At 46.8% G+C, this 13,429-nt stretch carries 17 protein-coding genes; 9 read left to right on the top strand and 8 right to left on the bottom strand.

Annotated features, from left to right (window positions below):
• Positions 1-4: 4 nt before the first annotated feature.
• Positions 5-1,246 carry a YdcF family protein gene (locus ACMGDE_RS13225; protein WP_436833281.1) on the top strand — a complete coding sequence of 414 codons (1,242 nt, stop codon included), beginning with the start codon at positions 5-7 and terminating at the stop codon, positions 1,244-1,246.
• Here the strand turns inward: ACMGDE_RS13225 and ACMGDE_RS13220 are convergent.
• Positions 1,243-1,488 carry a hypothetical protein gene (locus ACMGDE_RS13220; protein ID WP_436833280.1) on the bottom strand — a complete coding sequence of 82 codons (246 nt, stop codon included), beginning with the start codon at positions 1,486-1,488 and terminating at the stop codon, positions 1,243-1,245. The two genes, ACMGDE_RS13225 and ACMGDE_RS13220, sit on opposite strands and share 4 nt — an antisense overlap.
• A 201-nt stretch (positions 1,489-1,689) precedes the next feature.
• Between ACMGDE_RS13220 and ACMGDE_RS13215 the strand changes: the two genes are divergently transcribed.
• Positions 1,690-2,445, top strand: coding sequence for a hypothetical protein (locus ACMGDE_RS13215; protein WP_436833279.1), 756 nt, complete (start codon positions 1,690-1,692; stop codon positions 2,443-2,445).
• Positions 2,446-2,472: 27 nt separating this feature from the next.
• On the opposite strand, the gene ACMGDE_RS13210 is transcribed toward ACMGDE_RS13215, so the two are convergent.
• A complete protein-coding gene (locus ACMGDE_RS13210; RefSeq protein ID WP_436833278.1) occupies positions 2,473-3,054 on the bottom strand; it encodes a YdeI/OmpD-associated family protein in 582 nt (193 codons plus the stop codon).
• A gap of 73 nt (positions 3,055-3,127) precedes the next feature.
• Positions 3,128-3,490, bottom strand: a complete 363-nt coding sequence (locus ACMGDE_RS13205; RefSeq protein WP_436833277.1) for a VOC family protein — start codon at positions 3,488-3,490, stop codon at positions 3,128-3,130.
• A gap of 253 nt (positions 3,491-3,743) precedes the next feature.
• Here ACMGDE_RS13205 and ACMGDE_RS13200 point away from each other — a divergent pair, with 253 nt between their 5' ends.
• The 3 genes from ACMGDE_RS13200 (at position 3,744) to ACMGDE_RS13190 (ending at position 6,479) form a co-directional block, all read left to right on the top strand.
• A complete protein-coding gene (locus ACMGDE_RS13200) occupies positions 3,744-4,586 on the top strand; it encodes a CvfB family protein (protein ID WP_436833276.1) in 843 nt (280 codons plus the stop codon).
• Positions 4,587-4,681: 95 nt separating this feature from the next.
• Complete coding sequence (locus tag ACMGDE_RS13195; protein WP_436833275.1) at positions 4,682-6,043, top strand: Gfo/Idh/MocA family protein; 1,362 nt, start codon at positions 4,682-4,684, stop codon at positions 6,041-6,043.
• A 25-nt stretch (positions 6,044-6,068) separates the two neighbouring features.
• Positions 6,069-6,479 carry a DUF6841 family protein gene (locus ACMGDE_RS13190; RefSeq protein WP_436833274.1) on the top strand — a complete coding sequence of 137 codons (411 nt, stop codon included), beginning with the start codon at positions 6,069-6,071 and terminating at the stop codon, positions 6,477-6,479.
• A 51-nt stretch (positions 6,480-6,530) separates the two neighbouring features.
• Here ACMGDE_RS13190 and ACMGDE_RS13185 read toward each other — a convergent pair whose 3' ends face one another.
• The 3 genes from ACMGDE_RS13185 to ACMGDE_RS13175 form a co-directional block, all read right to left on the bottom strand.
• Positions 6,531-7,445, bottom strand: coding sequence for a helix-turn-helix domain-containing protein (locus tag ACMGDE_RS13185; protein ID WP_436833273.1), 915 nt, complete (start codon positions 7,443-7,445; stop codon positions 6,531-6,533).
• 54 nt (positions 7,446-7,499) lie between these two features.
• Entirely contained in the window at positions 7,500-8,243 is a 744-nt protein-coding gene (locus tag ACMGDE_RS13180) for an SDR family oxidoreductase (protein ID WP_436833272.1), read from the bottom strand.
• Between the two features lie 162 nt (positions 8,244-8,405).
• Entirely contained in the window at positions 8,406-9,383 is a 978-nt protein-coding gene (locus ACMGDE_RS13175) for a GlxA family transcriptional regulator (protein WP_436833271.1), read from the bottom strand.
• Positions 9,384-9,525: 142 nt separating this feature from the next.
• Here ACMGDE_RS13175 and ACMGDE_RS13170 point away from each other — a divergent pair, with 142 nt between their 5' ends.
• From ACMGDE_RS13170 to ACMGDE_RS13155, 4 genes are read left to right on the top strand one after another with little or no spacing between them, the layout of a single operon-like run.
• Complete coding sequence (locus tag ACMGDE_RS13170) at positions 9,526-9,945, top strand: SRPBCC family protein (RefSeq protein ID WP_436833270.1); 420 nt, start codon at positions 9,526-9,528, stop codon at positions 9,943-9,945.
• Positions 9,946-9,971: 26 nt separating this feature from the next.
• Entirely contained in the window at positions 9,972-10,370 is a 399-nt protein-coding gene (locus ACMGDE_RS13165) for a DoxX family protein (protein WP_436833269.1), read from the top strand.
• A gap of 22 nt (positions 10,371-10,392) precedes the next feature.
• Entirely contained in the window at positions 10,393-10,842 is a 450-nt protein-coding gene (locus ACMGDE_RS13160) for an SRPBCC family protein (RefSeq protein WP_436833268.1), read from the top strand.
• 12 nt (positions 10,843-10,854) lie between these two features.
• Positions 10,855-11,256 (top strand): VOC family protein, encoded by a 402-nt coding sequence (locus tag ACMGDE_RS13155; protein WP_436833267.1) that lies wholly within the window; start codon positions 10,855-10,857, stop codon positions 11,254-11,256.
• A 128-nt stretch (positions 11,257-11,384) separates the two neighbouring features.
• On the opposite strand, the gene ACMGDE_RS13150 is transcribed toward ACMGDE_RS13155, so the two are convergent.
• On the bottom strand, positions 11,385-11,834 hold the full coding sequence (locus ACMGDE_RS13150) for a VOC family protein (RefSeq protein ID WP_436833266.1): 450 nt from the start codon (positions 11,832-11,834) through the stop codon (positions 11,385-11,387).
• Between the two features lie 106 nt (positions 11,835-11,940).
• On the bottom strand, positions 11,941-13,347 hold the full coding sequence (locus tag ACMGDE_RS13145; protein ID WP_436833265.1) for a Gfo/Idh/MocA family protein: 1,407 nt from the start codon (positions 13,345-13,347) through the stop codon (positions 11,941-11,943).
• Positions 13,348-13,429: the final 82 nt, after the last annotated feature.

Here is a 13,429-nt window from a genome sequence, read left to right as displayed (position 1 = left end):
CCGTATGAAATACCGCATAAGCATCATTATCCTGACGCTGGCAATGGGCACCAGCTATGTCTCCCGGTGTCAGGATTATTCCGACTACAGCACGCCCCAGGACTGGGTCATCGCAAAAAACTATTTTGCCACCTTTCTCTTATACCAAGATAGCACACTAACCGGACGGATTTTAGAATCGCCCGGTTTTCAGCAAGTACTGTCCCAGCGCCACGAACGGTACCTAAACAGCCGGGATTGCCGGGATATGGCGTGTTTCCTGGATGCATTCAAGTGGCGGGACGCAGAAGTCGATACCTTGGTGGCACTATTTGCCAGGCAATCGGAGGAAGACGAAGGGTTTAAAAAAAAGCTTTCCGATCGGCTGCTTCCCTCCCAAACGTATGGCCTTTCTAATCATACCACCACAGGCCATTATTTAAAAAAAGCACTGCGGCAAGATTTACTCGCCATGAATTACGTGATCGATGTATATGCGGGTGGCAAAAAGCCGAACTATCCGCTCATTGATTCCATTTCTTTTGATATCACCAAAAAGTCATTCTTACCGCTATTGTTAGATATCCGGCAGGATATACTCCGTGACATTCGGCAACCCCATCACGCCTTTTATGAGACACTGCTCACTGCCGTACGGTTATTGGAGATAAACGAACGGTGGGATGCCGCACAGCTGGAGCCCCTGATTGCATTGGAAAATAAAAAGGCATTCGAAGCCATCCAGAAAACAGATTTCAAAAAGTATCCCTACTCGCTGCTGCTGACGCTAGGGGCGGGACCATCAATCTATGATCAGCCGATCAGTCCGGGAGGCATGCTTCGAAGCCGGATGGCTGCACGCAGTTATTTTGAGGGGTTAGCGCCATTTATCGTGGTTTCAGGAGGACGGGTCCATCCCTACAAAACTCCCTATATTGAAGCCATCGAAATGAAAAAATACCTCATGAACGTATTAAACGTCCCCGAGGAAGCCATTTTGATCGATCCACATGCGCGGCACACCACCACCAATTTACGCAATACGGCCAGGATCATGCTCACCTACGGATTCCCCCCAGATCAGTTTGCCATAGTCAATAGCAGCGTACCGCATATCGATGCCGTCGAAAAAATGGCAGATCGCTGCATGAAAGAGCTTGGGTATGTCCCCTATGAGTTGGGCAAACGGATAAGTGACGTGATTATCGAGTTCAAACCCAAGCGGGAAGCGTTGACCATCGATCCGGATGAACCGTTAGATCCTTAACCCCCTTCGTCCCAATAGCGGTCGGTCACCGCTTGCCATGCAGCTTCCAGGATGACGTCATCGTGTTGTTCGGATAATGTTTCTCCGATCCACATACCGCCCAGGTCGTCATACAGCAGTACCTGTTGGTCCGTTAAGTCAACCGGAGCGACATCTGTCGGATAGAATTTGAATTTCATGCCCGTAGGCAGGTGGGTGGCTATCTTTTCCAGCACATCCACATTAATTTTGAAGTCTTTCATGTTTCATAGGTGTGCTACTAAGGTCTGTTTTTTGCCGGTCAATTGCAAATCAAAATGAGGTCTATCGGCATATCTGTTAGTTACCGCTTTTAGCGTATTTTGGATTGTTCTTGTTTTCTCCTATTTTAGCCGTTGAATAGTCGGGCGGTTAAACTTTATAAAAAGAAGAATATGCGGAGCGGTTTGTTGACCATGGTATGTATGGCTTTGTCAGTTTGGACCGCCTTTGCGCAAGATCAAGCGGATCAAGCCAAGTACGAGCTCATCCGGGAAACCATTAATTTTCTGGCAACCGATAAAGCGGTATCCAAGGACACCACGTTCAGGATATCCTGCGAAACGCTGGACTACGATTGCTTTGGCCAACAGTTGTCCAGCAACCCCGTCGCGGGAATCGAGCGTTGGTACAACAGTTGGCGGTCTATGACAGTTGCTAACGAAACACAGCTGGTCGCCTTACGGGATCAGGTAGCGGCTGATATCTTCGACCGGCCAGGCAAAGGATATCGAAAGCAACTTGCCGGTTACGAGGAGTACGTCTCCCGCATCGATGGTCTGATTGATCAATACGCCAATGGAGGGCCGGTAGCGGACACCGCTGTCGATACCGCCCAAGCACCGCTCCTCAGCCCTGACGAATCAAATCCAACCGATCCTGAACAACTAACGGATCGAAACGACAACGCTCAAAAAAACGACATCATGATCGCATATCTCGCACTTGCCATCGGCATCATTGCATTAATCATTGCCGCCCTGCCCATCCTCCGGAAAAAAGAGCAGCAGCTGCCTGCTGAACTACAAGGATTGCCGTATCGGCTGGAAGAATTAACCGTGTGGATAAAACGCTTGGAACAGCAAAAGGCAGATCCCCAGGTGAAAGATGCCATCGCCAGTCTAACGGATATCATGGAGTCGATCGAAAAGCGGGTGGTCGAATTGGAAAACAAAGAGTAATACCAAGGCTTCCTGTTCAGCTTTTTTTCAAGAGAACGGTTTCGGTTTCTTGCTTTGACTCGCTAACGCCGCTATTTCATTAATGCGTTTTTGACGTGTTTCAGGACGTCTCGCAAGAACGAGCCATTGCAAGAGGGCTTTTCGTGTAGACTTACTCAAGCTTTCAAAATAGTGCTTTGAACCGTTATAACGCTCGAATGCTGCATCCAAATCCGGCGGAATTTTTAATTCTTCAACCTCATCTAAGCGTGTCCAACTTCCGTGTTGTTTGGCTATTTCAATACTTTCAAAGCCGGCTTGTGTCATCAACCCATTTTCGATCAAGCGATTCACTTTTTCTTTGTTGATTTTTGACCACATGCTCGTCGGTTTTCGTTTGCTGAAAAATTGCACCGTACAAGCTTCGTTCAATTTCTTTTTAATGCTATCTATCCATCCAAAACACAGGGCTTCGTCCACGGCGTCACTCCAGGTCAGGGTGGGCTTCCCTGTATTTTTCTTATATTGAATCAACCACACACCTCGCTGCTTAGCATGGTTTTCAGTTAACCATTTCCGCCATTCTTCTCTGGTAGCCGCATATAAGTTATCGTAATCTGCTATTGTCATATATGTTATAACGTTTCCGCAAAATTAGCTTGGGGTCATGACAACCTTATGGCAGGGGGCAGCCTGTTTGCTGTTACTCTGACCAAACAGCGAGTTCGTTCCCGTCGGGATCTAGAAACTGGAAACGCTTGCCACCGGGAAAACTGAAAATATCCTTGGTTATGATACCACCAGCCTTTATCACCTTTTGTTTACTTGTTTCAATAGCTTCCGAGTAGATAACCACTAATATGCTTCCTTTAACCGGTTCTCCCACGGTAAAGCCACCATCAACATAGTCCCCGGCAAAAGCGGTGTATTCCGGTCCATAGTCTGTAAACGTCCAACCGAAACTTTTGGTATAGAATTCTTTGGCTTGGTTAATATCTTTAGAAAGGAACTCGAGGTATTGGATCTGTTCGTGCTTCAGTTTTTCTTGTGAATTAGTTGTTGCCATAATGTCCTGAGGTTATGGTGCAAATGTAATTGATAATGCCTATTCAAGCCTTGGAAAAATCCGACAAAATTATAGTTGAGTTGGGATAACTCCTGTATATCGACCTAATGTCGCATCAACACAAACATACTAAGTTTTTTGTTATGGATGATGGTATTAACTTCAATCGTTCAGCATCGCCGATTATGGTCAGGATTGCGTAGCTTTGTCCCTTTGGGCAATCACGATCAGCACATGGTGCAATTTATAAACGATGGCAGAAATAGGAAGATATAACATCCTCAGGGTAGCGGGAAAAAACAGCGACGGCTTAAGCCTGTCCGATGGGGAAAGCGAAATCTTACTGCCATCCGCCGATGTGCCCCCAAAGACCGAAGTCAACGACACGATTACTGCTTTTGTGTTTCTAAATAAAGCGGGGCAGCTGCTAGCCACTACCAAACGAGCGTTTTCGGAGGTTGGCGATTTTGCCTATTTAACGGTTGTCGATGCCGGTGAAGACGGCGCTTTTTTAGATCTGGGCATCAGTAAAGACGTATATGTGCCGATCAAAGAGCAGCGCAGACCAATGCGCCAGGGCGAAAAGCATATCGTTTACCTCTACCTGGACAGGCAGAACCAGCGTATGTTAGCATCGTCGCGGCTGCATAAATTTATCGAAGAGGACGATTTCGATTTTGAAGTAGGGGATGAAGTGCAGCTGCTTATCAGTGAAGAGACCGATCTGGGCTTCAATGCGATTATCAACAATCGCCATATCGGACTCTTGTACCGCAATGAATTATTTACCGATGTCGCCATTGGCGACCACCTCAAAGGCTGGATTAAAAACATACGTGTGGAGGGTAAGATAGACCTCAGTCTGCGTCCCCAGGGTTTCGGGCATGTGCTTGATACCAAAGAGGTCATCCTGCGCGCGCTGAAGGACGATGGAGGAACGATAGCCCTGGGCGACAAAAGTGCACCCGAAGACATTCAAGCGCGTTTCCAGATTAGCAAAAGCGCTTTTAAGAAAGCCATCGGCGGACTATATAAAGAACGGCTCATCACCCTTAGTGATTACGAGATCAGACTCGTGACCGACCAGTCGCCATAGATTCCATCCACGCTTGCTTATTTCTTGGATGCGAAATTAGTTAATAAGCATTATCTTCGTTTTTATTTTCCCCATGAAAGATAATAAACCGATAGATGATGACAGACTTTAATCCGAATCGTAGAACATTTATTCAAGGTGCCAGCGCAGCGTTGGCGCTATCTGCACTGCAGGCCAAGGGATTGACGTTTTCGGACACGGCCAATTCCCTGCGCGTTGGTTTAATTGGGGCGGGCTGGTATGGCAAAAGTGATCTTTTCAAACTCATTCAGGTCAGCGACGTCGACGTTGTCGCCGTGTGCGATGTCGACAGGAACCATCTGGAGGAAGCCGGAAAGCTGATCACTGAGCGCCAAGCCTCCAAGAAGGTTCCAGCGCTGTACGGAGATTACCGGAAGATGTTGGCCGAACATCAATTGGATCTGGTGCTCATCGGTACGCCAGACCACTGGCATGCACGGCAGGCTATTGACGCCATGGCATCAGGCGCACATCTTTATTTACAGAAGCCCGTTAGCGTTGATGTTCTGGAAGGAGAAGCCATACTCAGCGCAGCGCGCAAATACAATAAAAAGGTGCAGATCGGCACACAAAGGAGAAGCACCCCTCACCTGATCGATGCTAAAGAAAACGTAATCGATAAAGGCTTGCTCGGTAAGATATCGCATGTGGAGATGTGCTGCTATTATCATATGCGGAAAGATGGGAACCCGCCAGTGGAGCCTGTTCCCGATTTTCTTGATTATGAAATGTGGACCGGTCCAGCCCCCTTACGTCCATACGATGGGTTGCCGCATGGAAGCTGGTGGCGTACCTTTATGGAATATGGCAACGGAATTCCAGGAGATATGTGTGTTCACATGTTCGATACGGTGCGCTGGTTGTTGCAGCTCAAATGGCCGAAGCAGGTCAGCGCCACCGGTGGGATCTACGTTCAAAAAGGGGGGAAGTCAACCATTGCCGACACACAGACCGCTATTTTTGAATACGATGAGCTGAACTGCATCTGGCAACATCGGACGTGGGGGACCCCGGCCGATCCCGAATATCCATGGGCGTTCATTATTTATGGTGATAAAGGTACCCTAAAGGGGAGTGTTATGAAATATGAGTTTATTCCAACCGGCAAAGGCGACCGTATTGCGAAAGATGTCGTTTATGAAAAGGAAGAATATCCGGAAGATTTAAACGAATCCCGAATTGAACTGCATACGGCACCCGCTACGCGGCGGCACATGCTGAATCTCCTATCGGCGATCAAAAATAACCATTTACCCGTTGCCGATATTGAAGAGGGGCACATATCAACCGCCAGTTGCATACTTGCCAACCTTTCCATGCAGTTGAATCGGCCGCTTATCTATGATCCGCAAAAAAAGATATGCATTGACGATCCAGAAGCGACAATGCTGTTGAGGAGACCCTATCGGAAGCCTTGGCAACATCCTTATATTTAAGCCGCTTAATAAAAGCTAAAACGATATGTCAAACATCAGAGAATTCTTCAATGCCTATGCAGTTGCATCAACAGGCGGAAATGCAGAAAAAATCGCAGCCTTTTACGGCGACAGTTTCGTCGTTGTGGCTCCTGGGGAATCGCGTGCTTTCCGTAATGATGAGGAATTTCTGAAATGGCTACAGTCTGTCCATGAATTTAACCGGCAAACCGGTCTCCGGCAAATGCTCGTCCAGCATGTCACCGAGGAACCATTTGGAGGGCATGCGATACACGCTTCCGTAACCTGGGGAGCCTTATATGAAAAAACTGGAGATGAAGCCATCGCATTTACAATCCACTATATCCTCCAACAGCAGGCATCTTCATTACGGATTATCCTTTATTCCAGTGAGGAAGATCAGGAGAAAGCCATGAAGGAAAAGGGCCTGTTATAGCAGACTATCTTTCACGGTCTGGGAAACGAATGTATTTGACGACCGTGTATCTCAATTAAACGTCGCCCGAAATTCCAATGGCGTCAAATTAGTTTTGCTTTTGAACCGTTTACTGAATGACTGTGGGTGTTCAAAACCGAGTTCATAGGCAATTTCGCTGACCGATAAGTTCGTCGTGGTCAAACGTTCTTTGGCATACTCAATCAGCTTATTTTGTATGTGCTGTTGCGTGTTCTGCTGGGTGTAAATGCGAAGCATACTTCCCAAATAATTTGCTGAAATATTCATTTGATCCGCCATGGTCGCAACCGTTGGAATACCTTTTTTCAAGGAGTTCCCACTTTCAAAATATTGTGTAAGGAGCTGCTCAAATCGCTCCAGCAGCTCGTGACTGGCTTTTTTCCGCGTGATGAACTGGCGCTCGTAGAAGCGTTCGGAGTAGATGAGCAGCATTTCGAGCTGTGCGACGATCAGCTTCTGACTGAATTTATCGATGTTGGATCGGTATTCCCGTTCGATGTTTTGCAGGATATCCACGATCACCTTTTCTTCTTTGTCCGAAAGGAAAAGCGCTTCGTTTGCGGCATATTGGAAAAACTCATAGGACTTGATCTTCTTTGCCAAGGCCGTATTCCACAAAAAATCGGGATGGATAAGCAGCAGCCAGCCCGTAGGTTCGACTATCGCCTCCGGATTGATCTCTATTTTCAGGAATTGAAGCGGGGATATAAAAGTAAGTACCCCCGAGTCAAAGTCATATTGCTGCTGGCCGTAATTGAATCTGGCATTGACATTCCGCTTTAATCCGACCGAATAGAATTCCTGTATCCATTTCATTTCGCTGTCATCCACCGGATACGAAATCTTGCTGTAATCGATCAGGCTGATCAACGGATGCTCGGGTCTCGGAAGGTTGCAGAAGTCGTGAAACGCAGCTATCGAACGAAAGCGGAGTACCCTTTCCATATAGGCCAATTTACGCAATTAATTTTCCTTTTAAAAAAACAATTCCGCCGTTTGTTATAACGCTTTTTGCGCCGTAGGTCGTACAACGATTTCATTGACATCCACGTCAGCTGGCTGTGATACGGCATATGCGACCGCCCGGGCAATAGCGGCCGCAGGCAGTAGATCCATTCGGAATTTTTCAATGGCCAATTTCTTCAAATCCGGATCCGAAATACTTTCTGCCAATTCCGATTCCGTTGCCCCGGGCGCTATAAGGGTCACCCTGATGTTGCCGCTTACTTCTTGGCGTAACCCATCTGAAATAGCCCGTACAGCAAATTTTGTAGCGCTGTAAACGGAAGAGGTAGGCCCGACCCAGCGGTCGCCCACCGATGTGATATTGACAAACTGGCCGCTGTCCTTGGCTTCAAAAACGGGCAGCGCCGCCGCGATGCCGTGCAGCACCCCCTTGACGTTCACATCGATCATCCGGTGCCATTCGTCGATTTTGTAACTGTTGATCATCGAAAGCGGCATCAGGCCGGCATTGTTCACCCATACATCCAGCGTGCCGAAATGCTCCACCGCGTGGTTTGCAAATGCACGCACATCTTCCGTATCGGTTACATCCAGTTTTCTGTACACCGCATCACCATTACTTGAGGAGATAGACTCCACGATCGTTTTTAGGTTGTCCACTCGTCTGGCTCCCAATACGACTTTGGCACCCAATGCCGCCAAATGACGGGCGATTGCTTCACCAATACCGCTGCTTGCTCCGGTAACGGCTACTACTTTTCCTTTGATACCTTCCATTTTCTTTACATTTTATGTTTAAAGTAATGGTACAAAGGTGGGGAAGGATGAGCGGTGTTATGTAGCCTGATCGGTTGAAGGTGTGTTCAAATCGTGTCATGTTTAATCATGATAACCGCATCCAAGGCCATCCAATAAACGTTAAAACATCATACACCTAGCTTACACCTCATTGGCCACCCGTGCAAACTTATTCCGGTACTCAATCGGCGTAAGCCCCGTAATCTTTTTGAAGATATCCCTAAAAGCTTTCGTATCCGTATAGCCCACATCAAACATGATTTCGGTTATATTCTTTCTTGATGCTTCAAAGAAATTTTTGGCAGCCTCTATTCTTACGCGTTGTATATACTCGATGGGTGTATTGTTCGTTGCCTCTTTGAATCTCCTTTCAAATGTTCTACGGCCCGAATTAATTAACGTTGCCAGCGTTTCTATTGTTATTTTATCACAATAGTGTTTTTCAATGTAATCCTGTACTTTTTTGATATCATCATCACCATGATTCCGTTGACCTTTGAATATCGCGAATTGAGATTGGCTATCCCTCCCAATATCCAATGCAAAATATTTCGAGATCATGATAGCCGTTTCCCGGTCAGCAAACTTTTCAACCAGGTATAGTATTAAATTCCATAAACTGCTTGCCCCGCCACTGCTGTAAATATTGTCGTGTTCTGTTATGATCGCGCCATCCTCTACTTCCACATCGGGGTATCGTTCCCTAAACTCGTTGACATGGGCCCAATGTGTCGAGCATTTTTTACCCTTGAGCAAACCGGTTTCGGCCAAAAGAAAAGCACCGATACACAAACTGGCAAGACTTGCACCCCTGTCGTGCAACTTTTTGAAATGAGGTATCGCTTCGGCATTGGCTTGAACCCCCTTGGCGGTATCACCATATGCAGGGGGAATGATCAGTAAATCCGTTGCAGTCACGTCTTTGAGCAACCTATCGGTTTTGATCATGTACTCACCATTATTAGCAGGCACATATTCGTTTAAGCCCACATACTCAACCTTGAAAATGGGTTTTTTGCCAAATGTGCTTAGAAACTCATTGGCGGTATGGAAGGTCCTGAACGCCGGTGTCACGGCTTCAATTACCCCATACTCAGGCACAAAGACAGAAATCTGCATAGCAATCAAACGTATTTAGCTGCAAGGTAGAAAAGTTTTGTCATAATCTACCCCTAAAGTTGTCGTTTTCACAACAGCCGGGATTCCATATCCCATCGTACTTTTGAATTGTATAATTTAACACAGCAAAAACAACAAAAAAATGGCACAAGTAACACGAATCACGGTAGAAGCAACAGTAAATGCTCCCGTAGCAAACGTTTGGAAAGCTTGGAACACACCAAGCGACATTATGCAATGGAACACTCCCGACCCAAGTTGGCATACCCCAAGCAGCGAAAACGACCTGCGCGTAGGTGGTAAGTTCAAGAACCGGATGGAAGCCAAAGACGGCAGCTTCGGTTTTGACTTCGAAGGCATTTACGATACGGTAGAGCTGCATAAGGAAATTTCCTACACCATGCCCGATGGGAGAAAGGCTACCACGTTGTTTACCGCGCAAGACGGTAAAACCAACATCGCAACCACCTTTGATGCTGAAACAGAAAATGATCCCGAATTTCAGAAACAAGGATGGCAAGCCATCTTGGACAACTTTGTGAAACATGTTGAATCAAACTAGTTTATAAACCACTAATAATTAGTAAAATGAAAAAGAATAAAATAATCTTTTGGGTGGCCACGACCATCATCATCCTTTGGGAGGGTGTCATGCCACTTACCACCCTGCTGTTTGCCCCGCAGCAAGCAACCGTCGGCACAAAACCGTTGGGCTATCCCGATTACTTTGCCTATACGCTTATCATCTGTAAAGCACTTGGTGTAATAGCGATCTCCTTTCCAAAAATACCAAGCAAGCTAAAGGAATGGGCATATGCAGGGCTCACGTTTAATTTAATCTTTGCATTCATCAGTCATGCCTGTGTAGATCAAAACATCGGGTTTATGCTGCTGCCATTGGTGGTGCTGGGTATTCTCGCGGTTTCTTATGTTTATCAGCATAAAATCCAGCGCAGCGTTAAGACAAATTATCAAACAAATTATTAATCACCATTAAATATCAATAGCAATGGAAAACAACACCGTTTCATTACATCGCGTAATTAAGGCAAGCCCCGAAAAGGTATTCCGGGCATTTGCCGACCCACTAGCCTATTCAAATTGGCTGCCACCTTATGGCTTTGTGTGCACCGTGCAGCAGATGGATTTTAAGGTAGGGGGGAAGTACCACATGACGTTCATTAATTTCAGTACAGGGAATGGACATTCCTTCGGTGGCGAATACCTGGAGATCAAACCGAATGAATATATTAAGTATACGGATGTGTTTGACGACCCTAATATGCCCGGAAAAATGACCAACACGATCTGGCTGAAAGCGGTTTCGTGCGGCACCGAACTCAAAGTGCTACAGGAAGGACTTCCTGAAGTCATCCCGGCAGAAATGTGTTATTTAGGTTGGCAGGAATCGCTGGAGAAATTGATGAAGCTTGTAGAGCCTCAAATTCCTGATGCCTAATTTAACCTTACGATGACTAATCCTAATAATGGTAAATTAGTGAGTGCGATCTTCATTACCTTTTCTGGTAATTGCAGGAAAGCACTCACCTATTACCAAAGCTGCTTTGGTGGCATGCTGCAATTTGAAACGTTCGAGAAAGCATTGCCCGGTTATACAGAAATGCCTGTCGTCAGCGGGTCGCTTGTCGCTGATCGCATCACTATTCACGGTTCAGACCTGGTACACAACGAAGGAAGAACCCTCGGGAACTACATGTCTATTTTTTTGCCATGTAAACATACCGATGATCGAAAAGCGCTTATTGAAAAACTGGTCTATCATCACCAGGATCTTTTGGTCGAGCATGATGATGACCAAAAACTAATTGAAGTAATTGATGCTTTTGATGTAAGGTGGATATTGGGCGTTTAGCAGCAGAAGATTTGAAAAATTTATTAAGCGGCAGTGTTGACGGTATGCCAATCACACAAGAGTTCCGTGATAACCCCGGCACATGATTGAAGGAGAGTTCCCACCGGTTTTAGCGTGGTATCAGTCCACTACTCAAAGAGTTGTTCTGCAAGCCCGATAAGCAACCCTTCGGGGCCGCGGATATAGCAGAGCCGATACGAGTCTTCGTACTGAACCACTTCTCCGACGAGCTGTGCACCGAATTTACTGAGCCTGTCGAGTGTTTCTTCGATATGTTCTACAGCGAACATGATACGGAGGTAGCCGAGCGCATTCACCGGCGTATTCCGATGATCGGCAACAACAGGCGGAGAGAGAAACCGCGAGATTTCTAATCGGCTATGGCCGTCGGGCGTGACCATCATGGCGATTTCGACACGCTGGTTGCTCAGTCCGGTGACCCGACCTGCCCATTCCCCTTCTACGACGGCTTGCCCTTCGAGCTTCAAGCCAAGCTCGGTAAAGAAGGAAATGGTCTCATCGAGGGATTCTACCACGATGCCGACATTGTCCATTCGCAATAATTTACTTTTTGTCATAGTCTTATCTCCTGATGCTGTTTCTTAAACATTCTCCGTAATATCGGCAACAGCTTTCCAGTTGGCGCACAAGTTCGATGGCCATTGGTTAAAGCTCCTGGATGTACTAAGCCATTTCCCATCCTGGTCGAACCGGCTCCCGGAGATATTGATCTGCTTCAGATAGGCCCTTCACCTGCATGTTTTCACTATCCCACTCGATCTTCTTTCCACCCAGCCGGAGTGAAAGCACGCCAAGAAGTGTTATCTCGGTAAGACGGGCCCCATATTCAAAGTTTGAACTCGCGGCCGGTCCGCCCTTTATTGCGTCAATCCAGTCTCGAAAATGTCCATTTGAACGGGGAATAGTAGGCTTTGGCGGATGATATCTTTCGCGGCGCTGTTCAGGGAAAATCTGTGGATTTGAACCACCTGCCCCTGTTACGATAATACCCTTTTTTCCGATAAAAACGGAACCGCGGTCAGGCAACTCCACACCATCGGGCAGTATCTCTGGTCGGGCAGGCCGTAACCCGCCGGAATACCAAACCTGCTTAAACTCAGGCTGATTATCTTTCTTTGCAAAATAGTAATACCCTATCTCCCCATAAGGTGCGATATCAGCATCGCTATATCCTGCAGGCTGTACTTCAACACTTTCTGGAGCATGAAGGTCAAAGGCCCAGGTTGAAGCATCCAGATCGTGGCAACCAAAGTCGCCCAATGCACCGCAACCGAGCGCCCAGAAATCCCGCCAGGTTACCGGGGTATATTCCTTATGGCAGGGCATATAAGGCGTAGGCCCCAGCCATAAATCCCATCCCATCGCTTGTTCATCCATCGCAGAACCCGAGGGCAGCCCCTTTAAACCCGGATTCCACCGCGAAGCAGGCACCCAGGTATGCGCTTCCTTAACTTTCCCGATCGCACCGTCACGGAGGTACTCAACAGTTTGCCGTATCCCATCCCCGCTATGGAGCGCATTTCCCATTTGCGTGGCCAAACCGGTTTCCAATGCAACCTCCCTTACTTTCCGCGCCTCCCAGATGTTATGCGTCAGCGGTTTTTCACAATACACGTGTTTACCGGCCCGCATTGCTTTTATCGACACATAAGCATGCGTATTGTCGGGTGTGGAGCACATGATAGCATCGAGAGAAGATTCTTTCTCAAGCATTTCCCTAAAATCAATGTATTCGTTGATTTTGGAGGCAGCATTCACCGACTTATAATGACTTTCGATCATTTCCTTTACCGGTTCACGACCTGCTATAGACTGATAATAAAAATCTTTTAAATCCCAGTACTTTACAGGATCTGCAATCGCCGTGATTTGTACATCCTTTAATTTCAAAAGCTCTGCGGCGTTTTGTCTGCCTTTGCCACCCGCCCCCACGATACCTACCGTGATCTTATCGCTAGGTGCTAAAAACCCTTTTCCGCCCAACACGTGCCGAGGAACGATCATAAATCCAGCAGCCGCGATAGCCATTCCTTTTACGAATTCTTTGCGCGAATATTCTTTTTGCTTCATATCGCTGTTTCTATTGGTAAAGCGTTGTGCTTTTCAAACTTACGTAAAAAGTGAGAATTACAGACAGGCAACACATTAAATT

Origin of the sequence: Parapedobacter brassicae (assembly GCF_051400755.1) — a bacterium.
GTDB lineage: Bacteria > Bacteroidota > Bacteroidia > Sphingobacteriales > Sphingobacteriaceae > Parapedobacter.
This window is presented reverse-complemented; position numbering and strand designations above follow the sequence as displayed.